The sequence below is a fragment of the Pseudomonas sp. MDV22-iso1 genome (assembly GCF_058145095.1).
In genome coordinates this window covers 344,287-369,203 of sequence record NZ_JBYVMF010000001.1, presented here as the reverse complement: position 1 = coordinate 369,203, position 24,917 = coordinate 344,287, and the positions used below count along the sequence as shown (strand labels likewise).

Here is a 24,917-nt window from a genome sequence, read left to right as displayed (position 1 = left end):
CGAGCCCCCGGCGAAGACGCTCGGGTATACTTCGCCATCCTTTACAAAAGCACTGGAACCGATCTTCGATGCCGAACACTGCCGCTGCGCTCGACCTGTTGCTGCTGCCGACCTGGTTGGTACCTGTCGAACCCGCAGGCGTTGTCCTCAAGGAGCATGCCCTTGGCATCCGCGACGGGCGCATCGTTTTTATCGGCCCACGCGCCACCGCACTCAAGCTTGATGCGACCGAAGTGCGCGAACTCCCGGACATGCTGGTCTGCCCCGGCCTGATCAATGCGCACGGCCATGCCGCAATGACACTGTTCCGCGGCCTGGCTGACGACCTGCCACTGATGACCTGGCTGGAAAACCACATCTGGCCGGCTGAAGCCAAGTGGGTCGACGAAGCGTTCGTGCGTGATGGTACCGACCTGGCGATCGCCGAGCAGATCAAAGGCGGTATTACCTGTTTCTCTGACATGTACTTCTTCCCGAAGGTTGCCAGCGAGCGCGTGCACAACAGTGGCATTCGCGCACAAATCGCGATTCCGATCCTCGACTTTCCCATTCCAGGTGCCAGCACGGCGGATGAAGCCATTCGTCAGGGAGTGGAATTGTTCGGCGACCTCAAGCACCACGAACGCATCAGGATCACCTTCGGCCCGCATGCGCCCTACACCGTGTGCGACGAAAACCTGGAGAAGATCCGGGTGATCGCTGAAGAACTGGACGCTTCGATTCACATGCACGTCCACGAGACTGCATTCGAAGTGCAACAGGCGGTCGACCAGACCGGTGAACGTCCGCTCGCTCGTCTCGGCCGCCTGGGCTTGCTGGGACCGCGCTTCCAGGCGGTGCACATGACTCAGATCAGCGAAGACGACCTGGCATTGCTGGTAGAAAGCAACACCAACGTTATTCACTGCCCGGAGTCGAACCTGAAACTGGCCAGCGGCTTTTGCCCGGTCGAGCGTCTGTGGCAGGCCGGCGTCAACGTCGCCATCGGCACCGATGGCGCCGCCAGTAACAATGATCTGGATTTGCTGGGCGAAACCCGCACCGCCGCGTTGCTGGCCAAAGCCGTCGCAGGCTCTGCCACCGCACTCGACGCGCACCGCGCATTGCGCATGGCCACGCTGAACGGCGCCCGGTCAATGGGGATCGAGGCCGACGTAGGATCGCTGGAAGTCGGCAAGGCCGCGGACATTGTCGCCTTCGACCTGTCCGGCCTGGCCCAGCAACCCGTCTATGACCCGGTTTCACAGCTTATATATGCCACCGGCCGCGATTGCGTAAAACACCTATGGGTGGCCGGCAAGCAACTGCTCGACGACCGTCGCTTGACCCGTCTGGATGAAGAACAGTTGTGCGCTACCGCCAAGGCCTGGGGCCAGCGGATCAGCGGCCATACCGAATCGTAAGCACCCCGGGGCACCTGCCGGGGCAACAGGATTTTTCAAGTTTTAGAGGACTGAACCATGAGCAACGTCGACTACGCCGAAATCGCCAAATTCGAAGCCCTGGCCCATCGCTGGTGGGACCGCGAGAGCGAGTTCAAACCGCTGCACGACATCAACCCGCTGCGGGTCAACTGGATTGACGAACGGGTCCAACTGGCCGGCAAGAAAGTCCTCGACGTCGGTTGCGGCGGCGGCATTCTGAGCGAGGCCATGGCCCAACGCGGCGCGACCGTCATGGGCATCGACATGGGCGAAGCGCCGCTGGCGGTGGCGCAGCTGCACCAACTGGAATCGGGTGTGACGGTCGAGTACCGGCAGATCACCGCCGAAGCCTTGGCGGAAGAAATGCCCGAGCAGTTCGACGTGGTCACTTGCCTGGAAATGCTCGAACACGTGCCGGATCCGTCCTCCGTGATCCGCGCTTGCTACAAGATGGTCAAGCCGGGCGGCCAGGTGTTCTTCTCCACGATCAACCGCAACCCGAAAGCCTATCTGTTCGCCATTGTTGGCGCTGAATACATCATGAAGCTGCTGCCGCGCGGCACCCATGATTTCAAGAAATTCATCCGCCCTTCGGAGCTCGGTGCCTGGAGCCGCATGGCCGGCCTGACCGTCAAGGACATCATCGGGCTGACTTACAACCCGCTGACCAAGCACTACAAGCTGGCCTCCGATGTGGACGTCAACTACATGATCCAGACCCTGCGCGAGGAGTAAGCCGATGCGTATCAGAGCAGTCCTTTTTGACATGGACGGCACGCTGCTCGACACCGCGCCGGACTTTATCGCCATTTGTCAGGCGATGCGTGCCGACCGCGGCATGCCGCCGATGAACGACAAGCACATTCGCGACGAGATATCCGGTGGTGCCAAGGCGATGGTCGCAGTGACCTTTTCCATGGACCCGGAATCGCCTGGCTTCGAGGAGCTGCGTCTGGAGTTCCTGGATCGCTACGTCAAAGGGTGTGCCGTTCACAGCAAATTGTTCGACGGCATGGGTGAACTGCTGGCCGATATCGAAAAAGCCAACTTGATCTGGGGAGTGGTCACCAACAAGCCCCTGCGGTTCGCCGAGCCGATCATGCAGCAGCTGGGTTTAGCCGAGCGTTCGGCGTTGTTGATCTGCCCTGACCACGTGAAGAACAGCAAGCCGGACCCGGAACCGCTGATCCTCGCCTGCAAGATGCTCGACCTGGATCCGGCCAGCGTGTTGTTTGTGGGTGATGACCTGCGCGATATCGAGTCCGGGCGCGATGCCGGCACCAAAACGGCTGCAGTGACCTATGGCTACATCCATCCAGACGACAACCCGCGGCACTGGGGTGCGGATGTGGTGGTTGATCATCCGCTGGAGTTGCGCAAGGTGCTGGATAGCGCTCTTTGTAGCTGCTAAACCGACCTTTTTTACAGGAGCACGGCTTGCCGGCGATAGCGAACTTATAAACGTCATCGCTGGCAAGCCAGGCTCCCACAGGGATCGCGCTCCGATCGCAACTGCCCGCATTCTGATTTGTTGAGGTTTTTTATGTTTGATTATTCCGCCCGTCCCGACCTGCTCAAAGGCCGGGTCATTCTGGTCACCGGCGCTGGCCGTGGCATTGGCGCTGCAGCTGCAAAAACCTACGCCGCTCACGGCGCCACCGTGTTGCTGCTGGGCAAGACAGAAGCCAACCTGACTCAGGTCTACGACGAAATCGAAGCCGCCGGCCATGCACAACCGGCCGTGATCCCGTTCAACCTCGAAACCGCCCTGCCCCATCAATACGATGAGCTGGCAGCGATGATCGAAACCGAATTCGGTCACCTCGATGGCTTGCTGCACAACGCATCGATCATTGGTCCGCGCACGCCGATCGAACAGTTGTCCGGCGAAAATTTCATGCGTGTCATGCACGTCAACGTCAACGCCATGTTCATGCTCACCAGCACCCTCTTGCCACTGCTCAAGCTGTCTGCGGATGCATCGGTGGTGTTCACGTCCAGCAGTGTAGGACGTAAAGGCCGGGCGTATTGGGGGGCTTATGGCGTCTCCAAGTTCGCCACCGAAGGCCTGATGCAGACCCTCGCTGACGAGGTCGATACCGTCGCCCCGATGCGTTCCAACAGCATCAACCCCGGCGCAACCCGCACCAGCATGCGCGCCCAGGCTTACCCTGGTGAAAATCCGCTGAACAACCCGACACCCGAGGAGATCATGCCGGTCTACCTCTACCTGATGGGGCCGGACAGCACTGGCGTCAACGGTCAGGCATTCAACGCCCAGTAACACCGTGCGTCGCCCTACGTATCGCGGCGGCTTCCCGTCGCGGTGCGTAACAGCCGTCGCAAATGCACGAGTTCTTCGTCAAACAACCGTCACCTAATTCGCCAAATCCGCCCTGTCAAATGCTCAGCCTATTGATTTCAAAAGCTTTTAAATCGACTGAACTGAATGGCACGACTTTCGCTCTAATTTTGCTCAGACACGCCGAGTGAAGGCACATCGGGCGATGCGTAAGTCGATAGGTTAATAATCGTCGCCAAAAGCGGACTAGACTTGATTCAAACGTCCTACGGGACTGATGGACCAGTATGATGCGCTGCCCAACGCCGCTCTCACCCAGCTTGTAAGACTGTCTTGCTGCTTAGGGGCGCATGCCATATGAAATCACCATCCCAGACCAACGCGATTGACTTCGACAGCGCGAAATTGCAACGCCTGGGCTTTGGACAGCAGCCCCCTATTCTGGAAAGACCGGTCAGCCTTGCGAAGTTGCGTCAACAGCTCTGCCTGCAACTTCAGACCAGCCTTGAGCCGCAACGCATACTCGGTCTCTTTTTCCGCGAAATTCAACGATTGGTACCGCTCGACGCCTTGAGCTACGAACACAAGGCCACAGATCTGCGCCTGGAATTCGGCCAGCGCGGTCACCATTCGATCAGTTACAGCCTCAGCCATGAAGGTGAGCATCTGGGAGAATTGGTTTTTCGCCGCAACCAGCGTTTCAGCGATCAGGAACAGGGCCATCTCGAGTCGTTGTTGTCTGCACTGCTGTTCCCGATGCGCAACACTTTGCTTTATCGGGCCGCCACCCAAAGCGCGTTACGCGATCCGCTGACAGATACCGGTAACCGCATCGCCATGGACCAGACGTTGCAACGGGAAATCGACATGTCGCGCCGTCACCTGCAGCCTTTATCGCTGTTGATGCTGGACATCGATCACTTCAAACGCATCAATGACGACCATGGTCACAGTGCCGGTGATGAGGTCCTCAAAGCCGTCGCCGCCGCGATCAAAAGCCAACTGCGCAACGTAGACATGGTGTTCCGTTTCGGCGGTGAAGAGTTTTTGATCCTGCTGTCCAACACCGGGCGTGAAGCCGCAGCCCTGGTGGGCGAACGACTGCGATTTGCGACGCAGGCCAAAGAGTATTCGGCCGACGGCAAGTCGGTCGAACTGACGGTCAGCCTTGGTTGTTCAACCTTGTTGCCTGGCGAGTCGGCCGAAAGCCTGTTGCGCCGCGCCGACAGTGCGCTGTACGTGGCCAAGCGCGAGGGACGCAACCGGTTGGCGATGGCGGGCTGAATCCCCCAGCGGGCACGCGTGCAGGGCGGCCCGCGAAAGAATGAATCAGCGCACAGCGCCGCGTAATGCTCCCACCAGGCCTTGCAATTTGGCTGGTTCCGCAGCTTCAACCGGCACTGCCGGCCCAGCGACCAGCGTCACCCGCGACCACAGCCGACGAAACACACCTTTGTCCGGATCGCGGCTGAAAAAACTCCCCCACAACCCCTGCAACGCCAACGGAATCACCGGCACCGGTGTCTCTTCGAGAATCCGCGTCAACCCGCCCCTGAACTCGTTGATCTCGCCATCCGTAGTCAGCTTGCCCTCTGGAAAGATACACACCAACTCACCATCTTTGAGGTATTGAGCGATCCGCTTGAAAGCCTTTTCGTAGATCTGAATGTCTTCCTGACGCCCCGCGATCGGGATCGTGCCCGCCGTGCGGAAGATAAAGTTCAGCACCGGCAGGTTGTAGATCTTGTAATACATCACAAAGCGAATCGGCCGACGCACCGCACCGCCAATGAGCAACGCATCGACGAACGACACATGGTTGCAGACCAGCAACGCGGCGCCTTCGTCGGGAATCAGCTGCAGATTTCGGTGCTCGACCCGGTACATGGAGTGGCTCAGCAGCCAGATCATGAAACGCATGGTGAACTCGGGAACAATGCTGAAAATGTAGGCATTCACGCCGATGTTCAGCAACGACACCACGAGGAACAGCTGGGGGATCGACAGCTTGACCATGCTCAGCAGCACGATGGAGACAATCGCCGAGACCACCATGAACAGCGCGTTGAGAATGTTGTTGGCGGCTATCACGCGCGCCCTTTCGTTCTCGGCAGTACGGGACTGGATCAGCGCGTAAAGCGGCACGATGTAGAAACCGCCGAATACACCCAGACCGAGAATGTCGAACAGCACCAGCCAGGTGTGCCCGAACCCCAGCACTTCGATCCAGCCGTGGCCCGCGACGCTGTCCGGGATTCCACCGGAATGCCACCATAACAGCAGACCGAAAACCGTCAGGCCGAACGAGCCGAACGGCACCAGGCCGATCTCCACCTTACGGCCAGAGAGCTTCTCGCAGAGCATCGAACCGAGCGCGATACCCACCGAGAACACCGTCAGAATCAGGGTCACCACGGTTTCGTCGCCGTGCATCCATTCCTTGGCATACGCCGGGATCTGCGTCAGATAAATCGCCCCGACGAACCAGAACCACGAGTTACCGACAATGGAGCGCGACACCGCTGGCGTCTGCCCGAGGCCAAGCTTCAAGGTGGCCCAGGACTCACTGAAAATGTTCCAGTTCAGGCGCATGTTCGGCGTTGAGGCTGCCGCGCGAGGAATGCTGCGGCTGGCGAGATAGCCGAGTACGGCGATGCCAATAATCGCCGTAGACACGATGGGAGCGTAATGAGAGGACGACATCATGATGCCGGCGCCGATGGTTCCGGCGAGGATCGCCAGGAATGTTCCCATCTCGACCAGTCCATTGCCGCCGACCAGTTCTTCCTCACGCAAGGCCTGGGGCAGTATCGAATACTTCACCGGCCCGAACAGCGCCGAATGAGTGCCCATGGCGAACAGCGCCACCAGCATCAGCGACAGATGATCGAACATGAACCCGACTGCACCGACCGCCATGATGGCAATTTCCCCAAGCTTGATCAGACGGATCAATGCGTCCTTGGCGAACTTCTCGCCGAACTGACCCGCCAACGCCGAAAACAGGAAGAACGGGAGGATGAACAGTAATGCACAGAGATTGACCCAAATCGAACGATCACCGTCGATGGTCAATTTGTAGAGAATGGCGAGGATCAGTGACTGCTTGAAGATGTTGTCGTTGAACGCCCCAAGCGACTGGGTCACAAAAAAAGGCAGGAAACGTCGGGTGCGAAGCAAGGTGAACTGTGAGGGGTGGCTCATCTTCCGTGTGTCCCTTTTGCAGTAAAGAGTGGCGTGGATACAGACATTGGAATGCCGAAGCTCGATCCAGGCCACACATTACCTAATCTTCGCCGGTTATTTCTTCAATCCTGCGATACAAGGCGAGACAAACAACTCCCCTCGCCAGGCTCCCCGCACCGTACGTTTGCTGACGATCAGCCACATGAGCGTCAGCAAGCCCACCAGCACGCATCCGAAAACCTCGAAGAACGCCAGATTCAAAGTGCTGGCCAGTTTCATCGTCGCCAGCGAATACACGCCCAGCGGAAAGGTAAAGCCCCACCAGCCCAGATTGAAAGGAATACCGGCCCGCAGGTAACGGACGGTGATCAGCATGGCTATCAGCATCCACCACAGACCGAATCCCCAAAGCGTAATGCCCGCTACCAGCCCCAGCCCGGCAGCGACTTCACCGATACCCGGCAAACCGTTGGCTGCGAAAATCGCCGGTGCATCGGCGCCCAGCAGCAACATCCCGAGCGCTCCCGTGCCAATGGGACCCAGCGCGAGCCAGCTCGAAGCGGCCATGTTTTCGTGGGGCAATTTATGCAGCGCCATGCGCAGCAACAGGATCGTCAGAATGCTGAAGGCTACCGGCAGGGAAAACGCCCAAAGGACGTAGCTGGTCACCAGCATCACCAACTGCGAATGGGCGTCGACCAGATGCGGTGCGAGCAAGCCCCCGCTGGCCGCCGCAACTTCCGCAGCGACCACCGGCAACAGCCAGACCGCCGTCATCTGGTCAATGCTGTGTTCCTGGCGCGTGAACATCATGTAAGGGATCAACACGCCGCACGCCAGGGACATCGCCACATCCAGCCACCACAACACCTCGGCGATTTGAATCACGCCATCGCCCCATCGCGGCAGGCCGAACACCAGAAAACCGTTAATGATCGTTGCCAGCCCCATGGGAATGGTGCCGAAGAACATCGATACCGTTGAATGCCCGAAGATCCGCCGTGCCTCATCGAAGAACAATGTCCAGCGCGCCGCGTAGAGGGCGGTAAACAGCACGAACAGAAAAATATTGAACAGCCACAGCGCTTCGGCGAGGGCGTGCAAGCCGGGGATGGCCACAGGGACCTGCGCCAACGCCAACGCCAGAACGCCGGTACCCATGGTGGCGGCGAACCAGTTCGGGGTGAATTGGCGAATCACTTCGCGCGGGTGTTGAAGGTGGCTGAAAGGTTTGATGCCGGTTTTGGCCTGGGTGCATGTCATGGCGGTCTCCTGTCCTCTGGTGAGGTGGAAGCCATGGTAGAACCGAATCGAATATCTATATAACGGGTAATATCTCTAACTGTTATCTGTTTTGCAGATATACGAGCGCTGGCGCATTAACGTGAGCAGTGCGCCCACCGACAGAATAATCAGCACAGCGCCATACCCATCAGTGGTTGCCACCAGACCAAAGGTTCGCGTCAGGTTGCCCGCCAACAACGATGGCAAGCAGAACGCCAGATAACTGAGCACATAAAACGCCGACATCAACCCCGCTCGTTCATGGGGCAGTGCCAGCGGCACGACACTGCGCAATGCACCCAGAAAACCCGCGCCGAAGCCACAGCCCGCCACCAGCGTCCCCACGAAAAACAGCGACAGGCTCGCACTGTGTACGGCGATCAGAATCAACGCGACACCCACCGGCAACAGGCTGGCGCCCAACTGCAGAACCTTGTCGGCAGGACGGTTACGCAAGGTGTAGATCATCAGGGCGCCCGTGACCGTCAATGCGGCGACCGTCGCCCCACCGATCAGGTTCGAAGTCGATCCGGTGGCGGTGCGCACCAGCGACGGTGCCAGCGAGGCGTAAAAACCACCCAGCGCCCACACGGCGATGTCGATGGGCAACACTCGCCATAGCGCACGCCGGGCCTGAGTCGGAACGTGCAAGGTCGGGCGCAGCGAAGCAAATGCACCCGGTTGCCGACTGACGCTTTCCGGCAGCCGCCACACGTACAGGGCCTGCATTGCGAACAGCGCCAGCAGCACCCAATAGGTGAGCTGCAACGGCAGTGGCGCGAATTCGGCCAGCAAGCCGCACCCCATCGCACCCATTGCCATCCCCAGCAGTGGCGCAACGCTATTGACCAAGGGGCCTTGCTGACGATCAGTGTCCAGCAGCGCCGCACTCAGCACCGCGGTTGCCATCCCGGTGGCAAATCCCTGCAGCACCCTGGCGGCGATCAGCCACGCGACACTGTCGGCATTGATAAACAGCAACATCGCTAGCATGTTCAGCAAAACCGCGGCGAAAATGACCGGTTTTCGTCCGAGGAAGTCCGACAGCGAACCGACGGTCAGCAGCGCCACCAGCAAACTGATGGCGTAGACACCGAAAATAACTGTCAGCGTCGCAGCCGAAAACTGCAGATGTTCCTGGTACAAGTGATAGAGGGGCGTCGGCGCGGTGGATGCCGCCAGAAAACTGAGTAAGGTAAACGCCAGAAACCACAGGCTGGTCTTTTGTGAGGCTGAGCTGGGCATGGACTGTCTCCGCAAAAGCTAATATTTTGCTTTTGCGGAGTGTGCTACTGACCAGCCCTTAAAGCAAATTCTTTGTGTTAAGGTCCGATGCATGGCTATTAAAGAAGGTTTACGCCCCGGCGGCCGCAGCGCCCGGGTGCAAGAGTCGATTCACTCGGCGGTCCGCGAACTCCTGGAAGAACAGGAGCGCTCAACCGTGACCGTGCCGCAGATCGCTGCCCGTGCAGGGGTTACCCCGTCAACCATTTATCGGCGTTGGGGCGATTTGTCCGTGTTGCTGGCCGACGTTGCCCTGGCGCGCATGCAGCCGGATGGCGAGCCCGCCAACACCGGCAGCTTGCGCGGTGATGTGCGGGCCTGGGCCGAGCAATACCTGGACGAGATGAGTTCCGAACCCGGTCGCAACATGCTGCGCGATGTTCAATCCAGCCTGACACCCGGTTACTGCGTGACGATCATTGGCGCGCAGTTGCAGACGATTCTGGATCGCTACCCCGATGTGCCGAAGCCGAGCGTCGACCGGCTGATCAACCTGGTGGCGGCGCCGACGGTGTTTCGCATTCTGTTTTCCGAGAAGGCGCTGGAGGTTGAGGAGTTGCACACGTTGCTCGAGATCGCGCTGGATCAGTGACGACGTCATCGTCGCAAAGCCGCCCGGACCAGGCTCGGCTCCCACAGGTATCTTCGGCGTTAACTCATTCCTTGTGGGAGCCGAGCTCGCTCGCGATGAGGCCTGCAAAAACAGCAGAAAATCTACCGGCCTGTCTACCCTGCGACACCCCGCCACGCCACGACCTTGGTCGACACTGACGAACCCCCGACATCGTGCGAGACTGTCTGACCGGGCTGGAGTCCCGGGTGTCTTTTGCCTGGAGTTCTCATGTCGCTGTCCAGCGGGCTGATCGCCGCCGTCGCCCTGGCCTATATGGCCATCATGTTCGCTATCGCCTTCTACGGTGACCGCCGCGCCGCGCCGTTGCCACCGCGCGTGCGTGCCTGGGTGTACAGCCTGTCGCTGGCGGTTTACTGCACCAGCTGGACTTTTTTCGGGGCCGTGGGCCAGGCTGCCGAACAACTCTGGTCGTTCCTGCCGATCTACCTCGGGCCGATCCTGCTGCTGGTCTGCGCCCCTTGGGTTCTGCAGAAAATGGTGATGATCAGCAAACAGGAGAACATCACCTCCATCGCCGACTTTATCGCGGCACGCTACGGCAAATCCCAGTCGCTGGCCGTGGTCGTTGCGCTGATTTGCCTCGTCGGCGTTTTGCCCTACATCGCTTTGCAACTCAAAGGCATCGTGCTCGGCGTGAATTTGTTGATCGGCGCTGGTGCTGACGCGATGGGCGTGCGCGCGCAGGACACGGCGCTGATCGTGTCGCTGGTGCTTGCGCTGTTTACCATCGTGTTCGGTACCCGCAACCTCGATGCCACGGAGCACCACCGGGGCATGGTGCTGGCGATTGCGTTCGAGTCGCTGGTCAAGCTCTTCGCTTTTCTTGCCGTCGGTGCATTCGTGACCTACGGCCTCTACGATGGATTTGACGACTTGTTCAATCAGGCCATGCTTGCCCCGCGGCTGGAGCAATACTGGAAGGAAACGATCAACTGGCCGTCCATGGTGGTTCAAACCGGTGTGGCAATGATGGCGATTATCTGCCTGCCCCGGCAATTCCATGTGACCGTGGTCGAGAACATCGAGCCTCAGGACTTGCGCCTGGCGAAATGGGTGTTTCCCGCCTACCTGGCACTCGCGGCTCTGTTTGTCGTACCCATCGCCCTGGCAGGTCAGATGTTGCTGCCCAGCTCGGTGCTGCCAGACTCGTTCGTTATCAGCCTGCCGCTGGCGCAGTCCCACCCTGCGCTGGCGCTCCTGGCGTTTATTGGTGGCGCCTCGGCCGCGACCGGCATGGTGATCGTCGCCAGCGTTGCGCTGTCGACCATGGTGTCCAACGACATGCTGTTGCCATGGCTATTGCGCCGCAACAATGCCGAGCGTCCGTTCGAAGTATTCCGTCAGTGGATGCTGTCGGTGCGCCGCGTCAGCATCGTGGTGATTCTGCTCCTGGCGTATGTCAGCTATCGCTTGCTGGGCTCTACCGCGAGCCTGGCGACCATTGGCCAGATCGCCTTCGCTGCCGTGACCCAACTGGCCCCGGCCATGCTCGGCGCGCTGTACTGGAAACAGGCCAACCGCCGAGGTGTGTTCGCCGGCCTCGCCGCCGGGACATTTCTCTGGTTCTACACCCTGATCCTGCCTATTGCCGCCCACAGCCTGGGCTGGTCGCTCAACACCTTCCCGGGATTGGCGTGGCTGCACAGCAACCCACTGAACCTGCCACTGACTCCGCTGACCCAAGGCGTGGTGTTATCGCTGGCGGCCAACTTCACGCTGTTCGCCTGGGTCTCGGTGCTATCGCGCACGCGGGTATCGGAACACTGGCAGGCCGGTCGTTTTATCGGACAGGAAATCAGCGCACGCCCAAGCGCACGCTCGATGCTGGCCGTGCAGATAGACGACTTGCTGCAACTCGCGGCACGCTTTGTCGGTGAGGAACGCGCTCGTCAGAGCTTCATCCGCTTCGCCTATCGCCAAGGCAAAGGCTTCAATCCGAACCAGAATGCCGACGGCGAGTGGATCGCCCACACCGAACGCTTGCTGGCTGGTGTACTGGGCGCTTCATCGACGCGCGCCGTGGTGAAGGCGGCCATTGAAGGTCGGGAAATGCAGCTCGAGGATGTCGTGCGAATCGCCGACGAAGCCTCTGAAGTCCTGCAATTCAACCGCGCATTGCTGCAAGGCGCGATCGAGAACATTACCCAAGGCATCAGCGTGGTCGACCAGTCGCTCAAACTGGTGGCGTGGAATCGTCGCTACCTTGAACTGTTCAACTATCCGGACGGCTTGATCAGCGTCGGTCGCCCCATCGCTGACATTATTCGCCACAACGCCGAGCGTGGCCTGTGCGGCCCAGGGGAAGCCGAAGTGCACGTCGCCCGGCGCCTGCACTGGATGCGCCAGGGCCGCGCCCACACGTCTGAAAGACTGTTTCCGAATGGGCGGGTGATCGAGCTGATCGGCAACCCGATGCCGGGTGGCGGCTTCGTTATGAGCTTCACCGACATCACCGCGTTTCGCGAGGCCGAGCAGGCACTGACCGAGGCCAATGAAGGCCTGGAGCGTCGCGTCACCGAACGTACTCATGAACTGTCGCAATTGAACGTAGCGCTGACCGAAGCCAAAGGCACCGCCGAGTCCGCTAACCAGTCGAAAACCCGGTTTCTGGCCGCCGTCAGCCATGACTTGATGCAACCCCTGAACGCTGCTCGACTGTTTTCAGCCGCCCTTTCCCATCAGGACGACGGCTTGTCCGCAGAGGCCCAGAAACTGGTGCAACACCTCGACACCTCGCTACGTTCGGCCGAAGACCTGATCAGCGACCTTCTGGACATTTCCCGTCTGGAAAACGGCAAGATAAATCCCGATTCAAAACCGTTTGTGCTTAACGAGCTCTTCGACATTCTGAGTGCGGAATTCAAAGCGCTGGCTCGGGATCAAGGTTTGAAATTCCGTGTCAGAGGCAGTTCGCTGCGTGTCGAAAGCGACAGCAAATTGCTGAGGCGAATTCTGCAAAACTTCCTCACCAACGCCTTTCGCTACGCCAAAGGGCCGGTGTTGCTAGGTGTTCGGCGACACAAAGGCGAGCTGAGCCTGGAAGTGTGGGACCGCGGGCCGGGCATCCCGGAAGACAAGCAAAAGGTGATTTTCGAAGAGTTCAAACGCCTCGACAGTCACCAGACGCGTGCCGAGAAAGGCCTTGGGCTCGGGCTGGCGATCGCTGACGGCTTATGCCGCGTTCTGGGACATACCTTACAAGTACGATCGTGGCCGGGACGCGGCAGTGTGTTCAGCGTCCGCGTGCCGTTGGCCCGCACGCAAACGGCAATGCCCGTCAAGGTCGCCGAACTCAACGGTAAATTGCTCAGCGGGGCCCAAGTGCTGTGTATCGACAATGAAGACAGCATCTTGATCGGCATGAACAGTTTGCTGACCCGGTGGGGTTGCCAAGTGTGGACGGCGCGCAATCGTGAAGAATGCGCCGCGTTGCTCGATGAAGGCGTACGACCGCAGTTGGCGTTGGTGGATTATCACCTGGATGATGGTGAAACCGGGACGGACCTAATGGCGTGGCTGCGAACCCGTCTGGGCGAGCCGGTGCCGGGCGTAGTGATCAGCGCTGATGGGCGGCCCGAAACGGTGGCCCAGGTGCATGCGGCAGGTCTGGATTACCTGGCAAAACCGGTGAAACCGGCGGCGCTACGGGCGTTATTGAGTCGACATCTGCCGTTGTAACCAAACCGTCGGACTCACTCAAAACCTGTGACGAGGGCTGACCTGAGCCGGGTGAAGCCCTTTGGCGAACGAGATCCTGTGGCAAGAGAGTTTACTCCCGCTGGGTTGCGAAGCGCCCCCCTGCTTTTTTGTCAGACACCTCGCTAACCATTGGCACGACTGCTGCGCAGTCGAGCGGGAGCAAGCTCCCTCGCCACAAAACAGTCGTTAGCCCGTTACTATTCTGGCAACTCCGCCAACCCATCCACATCCGTCATCGCCCGTTCCAGCAAATCAGCCGGCAGACTTTTACTCGCCCGCGCGCCCAGCAACTTGAGCTGTTCACTGCGACTCACCAGGTTGCCACGGCCCTCTGTCAGCTTGTTACGCGCCGAGCTGTAGGCTTTGTCCAACTGCTGCAGGCGATTGCCGACTTCATCCAGATCCTGAATGAACAACACGAATTTGTCGTAAAGCCAACCCGCCCGCTCGGCAATTTCCCGGGCGTTCTGGCTCTGGCGCTCCTGCTTCCACAGACTGTCGATGACGCGGAGCGTGGCGAGCAAGGTGGTCGGGCTGACGATCACGATATTGCGGTCGAACGCTTCCTGAAACAGCGTTGGCTCGGACTGCAGTGCCGCGGAAAACGCCGCTTCTATCGGCACAAAAAGCAGGACGAAATCCAGGCTGTGCAAGCCGTCCAGCCGTTTGTAATCCTTGCCCGCCAAGCCTTTCACATGATTGCGCAGGGACAGCACGTGTTGCTTGATGGCGATCTGGCCGATGGCATCGTCTTCGGCCGCCACGTATTGCTGATAGGCCGTAAGACTGACCTTGGAGTCGACCACCACCTGCTTGTCACCCGGCAGATAAATGATCACGTCGGGCTGGAAGCGCTCGCCGTCCGGGCCTTTCAGATTGACCTGAGTCTGGTACTCACGGCCCTTTTCCAGTCCTGCGTGCTCCAGCACGCGCTCAAGAATCAGCTCGCCCCAGTTGCCTTGTGTCTTCTGACCCTTCAGAGCGCGTGTAAGGTTCGTGGCCTCGTCGCTCAACCGCAGATTCAACTGCTGCAGGCGCTCGAGCTCTTTGGCCAGGGAGAAACGCTCTCTCGCTTCTGCCTGGTAGCTTTCCTCGACGCGTTTTTCAAAGGACTGAATGCGTTCTTTCAGAGGATCAAGCAATTGACCGAGGCGTTGCTGGCTGGATTCGGCAAAACGCTGCTCACGCTCATCGAAAATCTTGCCCGCCAATTCGGCAAACTGCGCACGTAGCTCGTCTCGCGAGCCTTGCAAGTCATTGAGACGCTGCTGGTGGCTTTCCCGCTGCTCCCGCAGCTCGGCGTTGAGCGAAGCGGTCTGCGCGTCGAGGCGACGCAAATCAGCCTCTTTGCCGGCACGTTCGATATTCCACGCGTGCGATGCGTCGCGTGCGTCATCGCGTTCGATCTGCAGCAGTTCGACTTCACGACGCAAAGCCGCCAGATCCGATTGCCGCAGGGTGTTGACCTGACTCAAATCACCGATTTCATCGCGACAGGCGTCGAGCTGGGCGTTCAACCCGTCCTGCGCCAGCTGGGCTGTGGACAAGCGCTCTTGCAGCAGTGCTACCTCTGACTGAAGGGTGCTCGCGCGACGCTGCAGTTGCCAGGCCAGTACCAATAATGGCAATGCCGCTCCTGCCAGACCAAGCAATATGCTGGTCAAGTCCATAGCCATAGCCACTCCTGCTAATTCGATAAAGCCTGAAGGTTAACCAAGGCGTCAGGTCTTGGACAGCTCAGTCTTCGACTAGGCCCAGCTCGCGCTGGGCGCGTCGATCACCTGCCCGTGCCGCCTGGCGCAACAGGTCCTGGCCGATACGGCGGTCCCGGGCGTTGCCACATTCCCGGCACATCAACTGGCCGAGGCGGCTTTGCGCCGCCACGATACCTTCACGCGCCGGTTGCTTGAGCAGGCGTCCGGCAAAATGTTTGACGTTGGTGTTTTCACTAAGGCGCGGGCTGTCCAGTAACCACTCGGCCACACGCATTGAAAAGCGTTTGGGTGGGGTAACAGCTGTGGGTGGAGTGGTTACGGAAACTGATACTGAACGAAACTTCATAAAACACTGTAGGGCAGATCGGAAGGCGCGCCACTCTACTCTTTTTTTCTTACAGGTAAAGCCTAAAAAAACCCGGCACGCCCGTCCTAGAGCAAGCGCTCGGGACAATCCACAGAAGCTGTGGATAAGTCAGTGGACAACCGCCCTTGAACTCTCGCAAACCCCTGTGGAATGGGGCTCGCAGTCAAACTGACGATTTTTTCACCAGTAAAAAAAAGCGATGTTTTTCATTGACTTAAATTTTGGTTACAGGCACCCACTGCGTTTGAAGGCAAGATGACAGCGGGGTGACAACGTTCGCAACTAATGTGCACAAGTACCTGCAAGGCGGTTATATCGGTGCGCTTTTTTGACGCATTTTGATGGATGATGCTGGGGATAACCCTCGGTTTACCGTGCGTCATGCTGATTCAAGCTGGCTGCAAAACGACGCACCAGCCGTCGGATGATGGGCTATGGGCCTGCGCAATCACGCAAATCAGCGTCCGCCTGGCCCTTTTCAATGCGCCAATGGCAATCTTTTTTGCTAACACACTTCCATTCTCAAATTCAATCCGTTAGTATCCGCGGCGTTAGTACCAAGCTGAAAGTCAATTCTGGTCGAACAAATCCCCCCGGTCAGCCTTCCCAAAGGAAGCCTCCACCGAACAAGCGGGATCGACCACCTCGATGGTTTCCAGGTAAACCTTGTTTCAACACAGCCTTTGAATCAAAAGCAAAGGGTGTTGCCAAGCTCACTTACTCTGACCGAACCAGCCTGCAAATTGATCAGGATCTTCACCCCGGGCCCAGAACCTTTGCCCTTGATGTGTTGCCTGCCCTCCTAAGTACCTACCTGCCAGCCCAAGCGCGCCAATTATCAGCGCTTCAAACTGGCTGCTTTGTTCCAGTCGGGTTCTTCGTTCGACCAACGGTGGTCGTCGTCACTGGAACGTTTTAATTTTGCACGGCTCTTATCCGTGTCGCTTGTAGGAACACCCAATAATGACTACTCAAATCCACACCCAAGATGCAATTCGCACCTTAACCAACGCTTTTGCACCAATGAACTGCCTGATCATGGCCGCTCGCAAAGGCTGCTTCAGCTTCACTCTGGTGAACGAACACGGCATCGCTCGTCACAGCGAACGCCTGTACCCCGATCAATACTCCAGCGCAGAACCGCTGCAGGCCGTGATCGATCGTACTCGTCAGGCACTGGTTGCCTGATACGCCAGAAAGGCTGAAAACCTCAAAAGCCCTGCTTCAATAGCGGGGCTTTTTATTGCCTGATATTTCCCTTTCTGCCGCCTGGGCCTAAGTACTAACCGATATAACGGTTATAACTCGTCGCCGGAAATATTTTAAAAACAGTCCTTTACAGCGCGAATATGACACTACACTTCAACTCAAGCGGCGTGATCCGCTTCCGGCGAGCCTGAGTCGACTCACTGCTGCCAAGGCCCCTTCAGGCATCGCCGCCCACTTCATGTTTCGAGGGCTTTATGGGTATCGCTGCCAGCGAACTGTGCCGTTATGTGATCCGTCCGACCCTGCTCTACCTCGGACGTCATAGCGCAACTGCCGAATCCCTGTTGCTGGGCATAGCCGCCAGCCAGTCTGCCCTTGGATCCGCTCTTCATGACCGCCGCGGCCATGGCCTCTACCGAATCGCCGAACCCCGTCATCAGGCGCTCTGGGACCATTACCTGGCCCTGGATCCGGAACGCGCCAGCCTGGTAAGAGGCCTGGCGAGTCAACACGCTTTCCTGAGCAGCCCGCACCTGGAACTGACCGTCAACCTGCGTTACGCCACTGCCATCGCCTGGCTACTGGTCGAAGAACAAAACACCTCGCTCCCCGAAGCAGACGACCTGCTGGGAATGGCCCGAATCTGGCGCCAAACCTTCCAGCCCCAAGGACGCCTGAGAGACTTCACCTGCGCCTGGCAAACTTGTGTTTCAACTTTGAATCAGGTCGCCTGCTGATCCGCCCATTTCAAAAGATCGCACAACAGGTCGCGAATCTGGTCGGATTGTCCTACAAAACCGCTCTAACTCAAGCGATACAGCCTATAGCGCTGGGACGAAAATGTTGGTAATTTTCGCCCCGGTGATCACCAGGAGTTCTAATAATGAAAAAAGTAATGCTCAAAACCACCCTTAGCCTCGCCGTTACCTTGGCATCCACCCAGATCTTTGCAGCTGGCTTTGCCATCAACGAACAAAGTATCAGCGGGATGGGTACAGGTTTTGCCGGGCGATCTTCCTCTGCCGATGACGCAAGCACCATTTTTGGCAACCCTGCCGGCATGTCGCGCATCAAGCGCGAACAAGTCACCGGCGGCGCTGCAATGCTCGACGCACACACCGATATCAGCAACGCCAGCTCCAGCCCGAACGGCGGCAGCAACAAAGGCGACATGGTGCCCTTCATCGCCGTACCTATGGGCTACTACGTCAAGCCAATCGACGACCATTGGGCAGTCGGTGTGGGCGTCTATGCTCCATTCGGCCTGGTGACCGACTATGAGCAAGGCTTCGCTGGCCGTTACTTCGGCAGCAAGAGCGACGTTAAAGTCGTGACCCTGCAACCGACTGTCAGCTACGCCTTTAACGACAAGGTGTCCATCGGTTTCGGTCCGACCATCAACCGCATCGACGGCAAGCTGGAATCGAATCTGTCGATCACCCAGGCCGCGCCAGATGGCGAAGTCAAGATCAAGGGTGACGACACCGCGCTGGGCTACAACATCGGCGTGCTGGTTCAAGCCACCGACAGCACCCGCCTCGGCCTGACTTACCACTCGAAAGTGAAGTACAAGCTCGAAGGCAACACCAAGGTCAACTACAACGTCCTGGGCCTGATCGGTCAGAACCCTAGCCAGAAGTACGATGCCTCCCTGGACCTGACGACGCCTGAGTCGGTGGACTTCTCGGTCACGCACAAGCTGGATGACCAGTGGACCCTCTACGCAGGCAGCACCTGGACTCGCTGGAGCCGCCTGAAAGAGATCACCGTTGAAAACAGCGGCGTTCCAGCGGTCCTCAATGGACAATTCGGGACCATCACCGAAGAACAGAACTGGCACGACACCTGGGCTCACGCCATCGGCGCGTCCTACCAGTTGAACAAGCAATGGGTACTGCGTACCGGCCTGTCCTTCGACCAGGCACCGACCAACAACGAAGACCGCTCCCCACGCATCCCGACTGGCGATCGCAAGATTTTCAGCCTGGGCGCTGGCTGGAGCCCGACCGACGACCTGACCATCGACGTGGCGTACTCGTACCTGCGTGAAGAGGCGGTCAAGGTCAACAACAGCAACGACCGTGGCCAGACTTACAACGCCAAGTACGAAAACTGGGCGAACGGTTTCGGTGTGGGTGCAACCTACCGCTTCTAATGATTCACGGCGAACCTGAACGGCTCGCTACCTGAATCAAAAAAGCCCCGCTCTCTGGTTCAGAGGCGGGGCTTTTTAGTGGGCAGCAATCAGGGTTGCGAAGCCAGGGCTTTCTCCACGGCGGCAATAAATTCCGGATCATCGGGCTTGGTCAGGCTGGAGAAATTGGCGATCACCTTGCCCTGGCGATCGACCACATACTTGTAGAAATTCCACTTCGGGGCGCTGGTCTGTTCGGCGAGCACCTTGAACAGATGAGTCGCATCGGCGCCACGGACGTTCTGCGGTTCGGTCATGGTGAACGTCACGCCGTAATTCACGTAGCAGACCTTGGCGGTCTCGGCACCGTCCTTGGACTCTTGCTTGAAGTCATTGGAAGGAACGCCGATTACCTCCAGGCCTTGAGCCTTGTAACGCTGATTCAACGCCTCAAGGCTTTTGAATTGCGGGGCGAACCCACAGAAGCTCGCGGTATTGACCACCACCAATGGCTTGCCGGCGAACCGCTGGCACAGGTCGATTGATTCCTTGGCACGCAGTTTCGGCAACGAACCTTGCAACAGTTCCGGACATTCCGCCGCTTGGGCCACACCACAAAACGCAACCAGTAACGCGGGAACTGCAAGCCAGCGCATCTGCATAACCGTGCATCCTTGAGAAGATCGTCAGGACGAAGTTACTCGTCCTGACGCCCTGCTAGCAAGCGCCCATGCCCAACTGCATCAGCGCCAGCCCACCCTGATGCCAACCCCACCACACCAGTGCCAGCAGCAACGCGCCAGCGCCCACCAGAAGTATGCGTGGCCAGAGCCTGTTCATAGCGCACTCAGCTGGGTTTGCAGGCGCGCCACCGGCTGCTCACGTACGGGCCAATTCAGCGCTGCAGCCAACAGGCTCAAGAGAATCGCTACCTGCCAGATCAAGTCATAGCTCCCGGTCCGGTCATACACCACCCCGCCCAACCAGCCTCCGAGGAAGGAGCCCAACTGGTGAAAGAGGAAAACAATCCCTCCGAGCATGGACAGGTTTCGCACACCAAACAAGGTGGCCACGGTGCCGTTGGTCAACGGAACGGTCGACAGCCACAGGAACCCCATCGCCATGCCAAACAGGTACGCGGACGTCGTGGTCACCGGCGCCCACAGGAACAGCCCGATCACCACGGCCCGCAACAGGTACAAACCGGTCAGCAAACGGGGTTTGGACATCCGTCCACCCAGCCATCCGGCAGTGTAGGTACCGAAAATATTGAACAGCCCGATGAGCGCCAACACCGTAGTGCCGACGGTGGCAGGCAGGTGCTGGTCCACCAGATAGGCCGGCAGGTGCACGCCGATGAATACGACTTGGAAACCACAGACAAAAAAGCCAAACGCCAATAGCCAGAAACCGGAATGGGAACAGGCCTCGCGGAGCGCTTCAGTGAGGCTTTGCTCATGACCCAACGTCGGCAGCGGTTTGTCCTTGAGCATGCTCACCAGCGGCACGATCAGCGCCACCAGCAGCCCCAGCACCAACAATGCCGCGGACCAGCCAAGCCAGCCGATCAATCCCAGGGTACCCGGCAACATGGCGAACTGACCGAAGGAGCCGGCAGCACTGGCGATGCCCATGCCCATACTGCGCTTCTCTGGTGGCACCGCGCGCCCGACCACGCCGAGAATCACCGAGAAAGACGTGCCCGAGAGACCGATACCAATCAGTAACCCGGCACTCAGGGACAAGGTCACTGCCGAGTCGGACAGCCCCATGCACACCAGACCCACCGCGTACAAAATGCCGCCGATGAGCACCACCTTCGCCGCACCAAACCGATCAGCCAGGGCGCCAGTGAAAGGCTGCGCGAGCCCCCAGATCAAATTCTGCAAGGCAATGGCGAAGGCGAACGTTTCACGCCCCCAGCCGAACTCGGCACTCATCGGCGCGAGAAACAGCCCGAAGCCGTGCCGCACGCCCAGCGATAACGCCAGGATCAGCGCACTCCCCAACAGAACCCAACCACACGTACGCCACATCGATGTCATTCTTGTTCTCCGGTCGCGGGTATATACCCGCTTAAGACTGAACAAACTGGCCTCAAGCCAGTTCATCCAGCAATTTCAGCAAGACTTCACGCTTCTCGGCGCCCAGACGATCAACCAGTCGCTGCTGTGCCGCTTCCCAGGCCGGAAGGGCCGCTGCGAGGCGCTCAGCCCCGGCATCGGTGAGCCTGACGATGCGATTGCGCATGTCCTCGCCCTCAACCAGCATCACCAGGCCTTCCCCCTCGAGCACCCGAAGGTTGCGCCCCAACGTGCTGCGATCAAGGCCCATGGCTTCAGCCAAAGTGGAAATACTCGGCTGATCGAGGCGCTGCAGATTGCACAGAAGAGAATACTGGGCGACGTTGATCCCGAAGCCATCGAGAGCGCCGTCGTAATGCCTGCTGACGCCACGAGCGGCGCGACGCAGGTTGATACATAAACATTGGGAGTCGAGCATGATGCGTGTATATACCCGCGAGTCAGTTAAATCAAGTTACACATGAGGTTGGGATAGAAAGGCCCCAGCCTCGTTTCACCCGACAGTGCCTACAAAACGGCCAGCACGTCAGTCTCAGATCAACACCATGCCGACCAACACTGCAACCTCAAGCAGCTCCAGCATCGCTCCCGCCGTATCCCCCGTCGCCCCACCCAATCGCCGCAACATCACCTGTCGCAGCCAGACAAACACCAGCGCAGCCAGCACCACCGCAACAACGCCACTCAAACCCGCAATCAGTACGCAGGCCAACGTACTGAGCGCCAGCACACGCTTACCGGCCAACCGGGGCAAATGATCGGCCAGCGCCTGCCCCAATCCGCCTGCACGCACATAAGGCGTGGTCAGGAACAGCCCGAGCAATGCGGCGCGACCTATCAGCGGAACGATGATCAGGACAATGCCTTGATGCTGTTCGATTAATGCCAGCAACGCAGCGAACTTGAGCAGCAACACCAGCACCATTGTCACCACGGCAATCGGCCCGCTTCGCGGGTCCTTCATGATCGTCAGGGTGCGCTCTCGATCACCGAATCCTCCGAGCCATGCGTCGGCGCTGTCAGCAAGGCCATCGAGGTGTAAAGCGCCGCTGAGCGACACCCAAATCGTCAGCAACAATGCGGCGTGAAGCAACAGTGGCGTACCGAGCAAAAGCCCGTTCATCGCCCACAAAATCACACCAAACAGCAGGCCCACCAGCGGATAGAAAAGCAGCGACCGCCCGAGTTCCTGCGGCGCCGGCATGCCCGGCAGACGAATCGGCAAGCTGCTCAGGAACTGCAAGGCAATCCAGAAGGGCAGCATCTTCAGCTCGCTTCCCGCAACAAACCGTCTGCCTCGACCGCCAGCGAAAACAACGCGCCGTGCCCGACTTCAACATTGAGCAATTGCTCGCGCGGTAGTCCCCGGGCCTGAGCCAGCAACAAACGCATGACGCCTCCGTGACTGATCAACAACACCCGCTCCCCTGCATAAGTCGCGTGCAGACGCTGGACTGCCGCCAATACCCGCACCGAAAAGTCCGCGACGGGCTCGCCCTGAGGCGGCGTGAACGAATAAGGGTCAGCCCAGAACTGGCCCAACGCTTCGGCGTCGGTCTCCATCAGCGCCAAGGCACTTTGCCCTTCCCAGGCACCGAAATGCAGCTCCTGCAGATCTTTTTCCAGCTGCACCGGCAAACCCAATTGCGCACCGAGTTCGTTGGCAAACCGCGCGCAACGCTGCAACGGCGAACTGATCAGACGGTCCCACGGACCTTGCTCGATGACGGCCCCGCGCATCTGCGCCCAGCCCGTGTCAGTCAACGCATCGTCGAGACTGCCGCGCAAGCCGCCGCCGAGTTCGGTTTCCCCGTGACGCAACAGATCGAGCCGCAAGGTCATGCCGGACGGTCCGCAACGGCGGCTTCGGCGAAAGTCGCCATCTGGCCATGGAGGTCGCAGGCCAGACGCAGCAACGGCACCGCCAACGCTGCACCACTGCCCTCGCCCAGGCGCAAACCGAGATCCAGTAGCGGTTCAGCACCCAGCGCTTCCAGCACATGCCGATGCCCCGGCTCGGCGCCACAATGACCGAACAACAGCCATGGACGAGATTGCGGGTTCAACCGCACCGCCACCAACGCAGCGACACTGCAAATGAAACCGTCCACCAGCACTGCAACGCCTTCCTGCGCACACGCCAGATAGGCGCCGACCAGTGCGGCGATTTCGAAACCGCCGAGGTTGTACAGCGTCTGCAACGCATCGCCACGCTGAGCATTGTGCAACGCCAAGGCGCGCTCGATGACCTGAGCTTTATGGCTGACGCCCGCTGTGTTCAGCCCGGTGCCCGGCCCGGTGAGGTGCACCACCGGGCAATCGAGCAGCGCGCAGGCCACCGCACTGGCTGAAGTGGTGTTGCCGATGCCCATTTCGCCACCAATGAACAATTGCGCACCCGCCGCCAGTGCTCGCTGCGCACTGTCGCGCCCCGCCTGCAGGGCAAGTTCACCCTGGGTTTGAGTCATGGCCGCTGCTTCAACAAAATTCGCCGTACCGGGACCAATGTTCAAATGGCGCACGCCGGTCAAATTCAGCGCCGGATTGATGGTGCCCAGGTCCACCACTTCCAGCGAAGCGCCCAACTGCCGCGCCAGCACACTGATCGCCGCGCCGCCGTTGACGAAGTTGTGCAGCATCTGCCCGGTCACTTCCTGGGGAAAAGCAGACACACCTTCGGCAACCACACCGTGGTCACCGGCAAATAGGGCGATCCACAGGTGATCGAGGGTGGGTTTGACCTGCCCCTGCATCCCCGCCAGCTGCACCGCCACCGACTCGAGACGACCGAGGGAACCCGCGGGCTTGGTCAGCTGCTGTTGCCGGGCCTCAGCCTGTTCGACGCTCTGGGCGTCGATGGACTTGCAAGGGTTCAGCCACCAGGATTGAGTCATAACGCGGTTCCTTTCAGAGTCAGGGGCAGACCAGCGACAGTCAGTACGACGCGCTGACAGCGTTCGGCCAAGGCTTGATGCAGCCAACCGGCTTCATCGACATAGCGACGCGTCAATTCGCCGAGCGGCACGACGCCCATTCCGGTCTCGTTGCTGACAAAAATGATTTCACCCGGCAGCGACGCCAGGCAATCCAGCAGCGCTTCACGCTCGACCGTCAGCCGCTCGGCATCGTCGAGCATCAGCAGATTGGTTAGCCACAGGGTCAGGCAATCGACCAGCAGGCAGCGGTCAGCACCAGCGGTTTCACGCAGCACGCGAGCGAGCTCAAGGGGTTCTTCGATCAGCGCCCATTCGGCTGGACGACGGGCGCGATGATGGAGCACCCGTTGGCTCATTTCACCGTCAAGAGGCTGGCTGGTGGCGATGTAGGTCACCGCCAGTTCGCTGTCAGAGGCGAGCTTTTCGGCCAGACGGCTTTTGCCGGAGCGGGCACCGCCGAGGATCAGTTGGAGCATGGTTTATTCCTTGAAATCGTCGATGAGGCACCTGGCCACATCGCGAGCAGGCTCACTCCCACAGTTGATTGATGGTGAACACAAATTTTATGTCCACTGCAGATCTCCTGTGGGAGTGAGCCTGCTCGCGATGAGGCCGGCCTGGTGAACTTAGAAACCACAGAGCTCGCGCAACAACCGGGT

The 24,917-nt window shown here is 59.3% G+C and carries 23 protein-coding genes; 10 read left to right on the top strand and 13 right to left on the bottom strand.

Annotated features, from left to right (window positions below):
- Positions 1 to 68 precede the first annotated feature (68 nt).
- The 5 genes from AC3ZVB_RS01700 to AC3ZVB_RS01680 all read left to right on the top strand — a co-directional run bounded on the left by AC3ZVB_RS01700 (position 69) and on the right by AC3ZVB_RS01680 (position 5,010).
- Entirely contained in the window at positions 69 to 1,403 is a 1,335-nt protein-coding gene (locus tag AC3ZVB_RS01700; RefSeq protein WP_162436104.1) for a TRZ/ATZ family hydrolase, read from the top strand.
- A 57-nt stretch (positions 1,404 to 1,460) separates the two neighbouring features.
- On the top strand, positions 1,461 to 2,159 hold the full coding sequence (gene ubiG, locus AC3ZVB_RS01695) for a bifunctional 2-polyprenyl-6-hydroxyphenol methylase/3-demethylubiquinol 3-O-methyltransferase UbiG (RefSeq protein ID WP_162436103.1): 699 nt from the start codon (positions 1,461 to 1,463) through the stop codon (positions 2,157 to 2,159).
- 4 nt (positions 2,160 to 2,163) lie between these two features.
- Positions 2,164 to 2,835 carry an N-acetylmuramic acid 6-phosphate phosphatase MupP gene (mupP, locus tag AC3ZVB_RS01690; RefSeq protein ID WP_162436102.1) on the top strand — a complete coding sequence of 224 codons (672 nt, stop codon included), beginning with the start codon at positions 2,164 to 2,166 and terminating at the stop codon, positions 2,833 to 2,835.
- A gap of 132 nt (positions 2,836 to 2,967) precedes the next feature.
- Positions 2,968 to 3,708, top strand: coding sequence for a YciK family oxidoreductase (locus tag AC3ZVB_RS01685; protein ID WP_162436101.1), 741 nt, complete (start codon positions 2,968 to 2,970; stop codon positions 3,706 to 3,708).
- 375 nt (positions 3,709 to 4,083) lie between these two features.
- Positions 4,084 to 5,010, top strand: a complete 927-nt coding sequence (locus AC3ZVB_RS01680) for a GGDEF domain-containing protein (RefSeq protein ID WP_490145599.1) — start codon at positions 4,084 to 4,086, stop codon at positions 5,008 to 5,010.
- Between the two features lie 45 nt (positions 5,011 to 5,055).
- Here AC3ZVB_RS01680 and AC3ZVB_RS01675 read toward each other — a convergent pair whose 3' ends face one another.
- From AC3ZVB_RS01675 to AC3ZVB_RS01665, 3 genes are all read right to left on the bottom strand, one after another.
- Entirely contained in the window at positions 5,056 to 6,930 is a 1,875-nt protein-coding gene (locus AC3ZVB_RS01675; RefSeq protein WP_162436099.1) for an MFS transporter, read from the bottom strand.
- A gap of 96 nt (positions 6,931 to 7,026) precedes the next feature.
- Complete coding sequence (locus AC3ZVB_RS01670) at positions 7,027 to 8,175, bottom strand: TDT family transporter (protein ID WP_490145598.1); 1,149 nt, start codon at positions 8,173 to 8,175, stop codon at positions 7,027 to 7,029.
- 75 nt (positions 8,176 to 8,250) lie between these two features.
- On the bottom strand, positions 8,251 to 9,441 hold the full coding sequence (locus tag AC3ZVB_RS01665) for an MFS transporter (protein ID WP_490145597.1): 1,191 nt from the start codon (positions 9,439 to 9,441) through the stop codon (positions 8,251 to 8,253).
- A 91-nt stretch (positions 9,442 to 9,532) separates the two neighbouring features.
- On the opposite strand from AC3ZVB_RS01665, the gene AC3ZVB_RS01660 reads away from it, so the two are divergent.
- Both AC3ZVB_RS01660 and AC3ZVB_RS01655 read left to right on the top strand, forming a co-directional pair.
- Entirely contained in the window at positions 9,533 to 10,072 is a 540-nt protein-coding gene (locus AC3ZVB_RS01660; protein ID WP_162436096.1) for a TetR/AcrR family transcriptional regulator, read from the top strand.
- A gap of 249 nt (positions 10,073 to 10,321) precedes the next feature.
- Positions 10,322 to 13,792: a hybrid sensor histidine kinase/response regulator gene (locus AC3ZVB_RS01655; protein WP_490145596.1), complete on the top strand. Its 3,471-nt coding sequence runs from the start codon at positions 10,322 to 10,324 to the stop codon at positions 13,790 to 13,792.
- A 218-nt stretch (positions 13,793 to 14,010) separates the two neighbouring features.
- Here the strand turns inward: AC3ZVB_RS01655 and AC3ZVB_RS01650 are convergent, their stop codons facing one another.
- On the bottom strand, positions 14,011 to 15,375 hold the full coding sequence (locus AC3ZVB_RS01650; RefSeq protein WP_178114271.1) for a DNA recombination protein RmuC: 1,365 nt from the start codon (positions 15,373 to 15,375) through the stop codon (positions 14,011 to 14,013).
- Between the two features lie 175 nt (positions 15,376 to 15,550).
- Positions 15,551 to 15,874: an SEL1-like repeat protein gene (locus AC3ZVB_RS01645; RefSeq protein WP_162436093.1), complete on the bottom strand. Its 324-nt coding sequence runs from the start codon at positions 15,872 to 15,874 to the stop codon at positions 15,551 to 15,553.
- A 984-nt stretch (positions 15,875 to 16,858) separates the two neighbouring features.
- On the opposite strand from AC3ZVB_RS01645, the gene AC3ZVB_RS01640 reads away from it, so the two are divergent.
- From AC3ZVB_RS01640 to AC3ZVB_RS01630, 3 genes are all read left to right on the top strand, one after another.
- Entirely contained in the window at positions 16,859 to 17,083 is a 225-nt protein-coding gene (locus AC3ZVB_RS01640; protein WP_162436092.1) for a hypothetical protein, read from the top strand.
- 275 nt (positions 17,084 to 17,358) lie between these two features.
- The gene (locus tag AC3ZVB_RS01635) at positions 17,359 to 17,841 is read left to right on the top strand and encodes a hypothetical protein (RefSeq protein ID WP_194690604.1); all 483 of its coding nucleotides are present in this window, start codon (positions 17,359 to 17,361) and stop codon (positions 17,839 to 17,841) included.
- A gap of 146 nt (positions 17,842 to 17,987) precedes the next feature.
- Positions 17,988 to 19,259, top strand: a complete 1,272-nt coding sequence (locus tag AC3ZVB_RS01630; RefSeq protein WP_490145595.1) for an OmpP1/FadL family transporter — start codon at positions 17,988 to 17,990, stop codon at positions 19,257 to 19,259.
- An 89-nt stretch (positions 19,260 to 19,348) separates the two neighbouring features.
- On the opposite strand, the gene AC3ZVB_RS01625 is transcribed toward AC3ZVB_RS01630, so the two are convergent.
- The 8 genes from AC3ZVB_RS01625 to cobU form a co-directional block, all read right to left on the bottom strand.
- The gene (locus AC3ZVB_RS01625) at positions 19,349 to 19,900 is read right to left on the bottom strand and encodes a glutathione peroxidase (RefSeq protein ID WP_162436089.1); all 552 of its coding nucleotides are present in this window, start codon (positions 19,898 to 19,900) and stop codon (positions 19,349 to 19,351) included.
- A 55-nt stretch (positions 19,901 to 19,955) separates the two neighbouring features.
- Positions 19,956 to 20,078, bottom strand: a complete 123-nt coding sequence (locus AC3ZVB_RS01620; RefSeq protein WP_268932883.1) for a hypothetical protein — start codon at positions 20,076 to 20,078, stop codon at positions 19,956 to 19,958.
- Positions 20,075 to 21,283 carry an MFS transporter gene (locus AC3ZVB_RS01615; RefSeq protein ID WP_194690606.1) on the bottom strand — a complete coding sequence of 403 codons (1,209 nt, stop codon included), beginning with the start codon at positions 21,281 to 21,283 and terminating at the stop codon, positions 20,075 to 20,077. The genes AC3ZVB_RS01620 and AC3ZVB_RS01615 overlap by 4 nt, the downstream gene beginning before the upstream one ends.
- 52 nt (positions 21,284 to 21,335) lie before the next feature.
- Entirely contained in the window at positions 21,336 to 21,740 is a 405-nt protein-coding gene (locus AC3ZVB_RS01610) for a MarR family winged helix-turn-helix transcriptional regulator (protein WP_162436087.1), read from the bottom strand.
- Positions 21,741 to 21,854: 114 nt separating this feature from the next.
- The gene (locus tag AC3ZVB_RS01605) at positions 21,855 to 22,586 is read right to left on the bottom strand and encodes an adenosylcobinamide-GDP ribazoletransferase (protein WP_490145594.1); all 732 of its coding nucleotides are present in this window, start codon (positions 22,584 to 22,586) and stop codon (positions 21,855 to 21,857) included.
- Positions 22,587 to 22,588: 2 nt separating this feature from the next.
- Positions 22,589 to 23,164, bottom strand: a complete 576-nt coding sequence (gene cobC, locus AC3ZVB_RS01600) for an alpha-ribazole phosphatase family protein (protein WP_490145593.1) — start codon at positions 23,162 to 23,164, stop codon at positions 22,589 to 22,591.
- Complete coding sequence (cobT, locus tag AC3ZVB_RS01595; RefSeq protein ID WP_490145592.1) at positions 23,161 to 24,216, bottom strand: nicotinate-nucleotide--dimethylbenzimidazole phosphoribosyltransferase; 1,056 nt, start codon at positions 24,214 to 24,216, stop codon at positions 23,161 to 23,163. Before cobT ends, cobC begins: the two co-directional genes overlap by 4 nt.
- Positions 24,213 to 24,734: a bifunctional adenosylcobinamide kinase/adenosylcobinamide-phosphate guanylyltransferase gene (gene cobU, locus AC3ZVB_RS01590; protein ID WP_490145591.1), complete on the bottom strand. Its 522-nt coding sequence runs from the start codon at positions 24,732 to 24,734 to the stop codon at positions 24,213 to 24,215. The genes cobT and cobU overlap by 4 nt, the downstream gene beginning before the upstream one ends.
- Between the last annotated feature and the right edge of the window lie 183 nt (positions 24,735 to 24,917).

Excerpts from the sequence above, each read along its gene's own strand:
- AC3ZVB_RS01635 (WP_194690604.1), top strand. The coding sequence starts at position 17,359 with ATGGGTATCGCTGCCAGCGAACTGTGCCGTTATGTGATCCGTCCGACC.
- AC3ZVB_RS01645 (WP_162436093.1), bottom strand. The coding sequence starts at position 15,874 with ATGAAGTTTCGTTCAGTATCAGTTTCCGTAACCACTCCACCCACAGCT.
- AC3ZVB_RS01615 (WP_194690606.1), bottom strand. The coding sequence starts at position 21,283 with ATGACATCGATGTGGCGTACGTGTGGTTGGGTTCTGTTGGGGAGTGCG.
- AC3ZVB_RS01620 (WP_268932883.1), bottom strand. The coding sequence starts at position 20,078 with ATGAACAGGCTCTGGCCACGCATACTTCTGGTGGGCGCTGGCGCGTTG.
- mupP (WP_162436102.1), top strand. The coding sequence starts at position 2,164 with ATGCGTATCAGAGCAGTCCTTTTTGACATGGACGGCACGCTGCTCGAC.
- cobT (WP_490145592.1), bottom strand. The coding sequence starts at position 24,216 with ATGACTCAATCCTGGTGGCTGAACCCTTGCAAGTCCATCGACGCCCAG.
- cobC (WP_490145593.1), bottom strand. The coding sequence starts at position 23,164 with ATGACCTTGCGGCTCGATCTGTTGCGTCACGGGGAAACCGAACTCGGC.
- AC3ZVB_RS01630 (WP_490145595.1), top strand. The coding sequence starts at position 17,988 with ATGAAAAAAGTAATGCTCAAAACCACCCTTAGCCTCGCCGTTACCTTG.
- ubiG (WP_162436103.1), top strand. The coding sequence starts at position 1,461 with ATGAGCAACGTCGACTACGCCGAAATCGCCAAATTCGAAGCCCTGGCC.
- AC3ZVB_RS01660 (WP_162436096.1), top strand. The coding sequence starts at position 9,533 with ATGGCTATTAAAGAAGGTTTACGCCCCGGCGGCCGCAGCGCCCGGGTG.
- AC3ZVB_RS01685 (WP_162436101.1), top strand. The coding sequence starts at position 2,968 with ATGTTTGATTATTCCGCCCGTCCCGACCTGCTCAAAGGCCGGGTCATT.
- AC3ZVB_RS01605 (WP_490145594.1), bottom strand. The coding sequence starts at position 22,586 with ATGCTGCCCTTCTGGATTGCCTTGCAGTTCCTGAGCAGCTTGCCGATT.
- AC3ZVB_RS01670 (WP_490145598.1), bottom strand. The coding sequence starts at position 8,175 with ATGACATGCACCCAGGCCAAAACCGGCATCAAACCTTTCAGCCACCTT.
- cobU (WP_490145591.1), bottom strand. The coding sequence starts at position 24,734 with ATGCTCCAACTGATCCTCGGCGGTGCCCGCTCCGGCAAAAGCCGTCTG.
- AC3ZVB_RS01625 (WP_162436089.1), bottom strand. The coding sequence starts at position 19,900 with ATGCAGATGCGCTGGCTTGCAGTTCCCGCGTTACTGGTTGCGTTTTGT.
- AC3ZVB_RS01640 (WP_162436092.1), top strand. The coding sequence starts at position 16,859 with ATGACTACTCAAATCCACACCCAAGATGCAATTCGCACCTTAACCAAC.
- AC3ZVB_RS01680 (WP_490145599.1), top strand. The coding sequence starts at position 4,084 with ATGAAATCACCATCCCAGACCAACGCGATTGACTTCGACAGCGCGAAA.
- AC3ZVB_RS01700 (WP_162436104.1), top strand. The coding sequence starts at position 69 with ATGCCGAACACTGCCGCTGCGCTCGACCTGTTGCTGCTGCCGACCTGG.
- AC3ZVB_RS01610 (WP_162436087.1), bottom strand. The coding sequence starts at position 21,740 with ATGCTCGACTCCCAATGTTTATGTATCAACCTGCGTCGCGCCGCTCGT.
- AC3ZVB_RS01655 (WP_490145596.1), top strand. The coding sequence starts at position 10,322 with ATGTCGCTGTCCAGCGGGCTGATCGCCGCCGTCGCCCTGGCCTATATG.
- AC3ZVB_RS01675 (WP_162436099.1), bottom strand. The coding sequence starts at position 6,930 with ATGAGCCACCCCTCACAGTTCACCTTGCTTCGCACCCGACGTTTCCTG.
- AC3ZVB_RS01665 (WP_490145597.1), bottom strand. The coding sequence starts at position 9,441 with ATGCCCAGCTCAGCCTCACAAAAGACCAGCCTGTGGTTTCTGGCGTTT.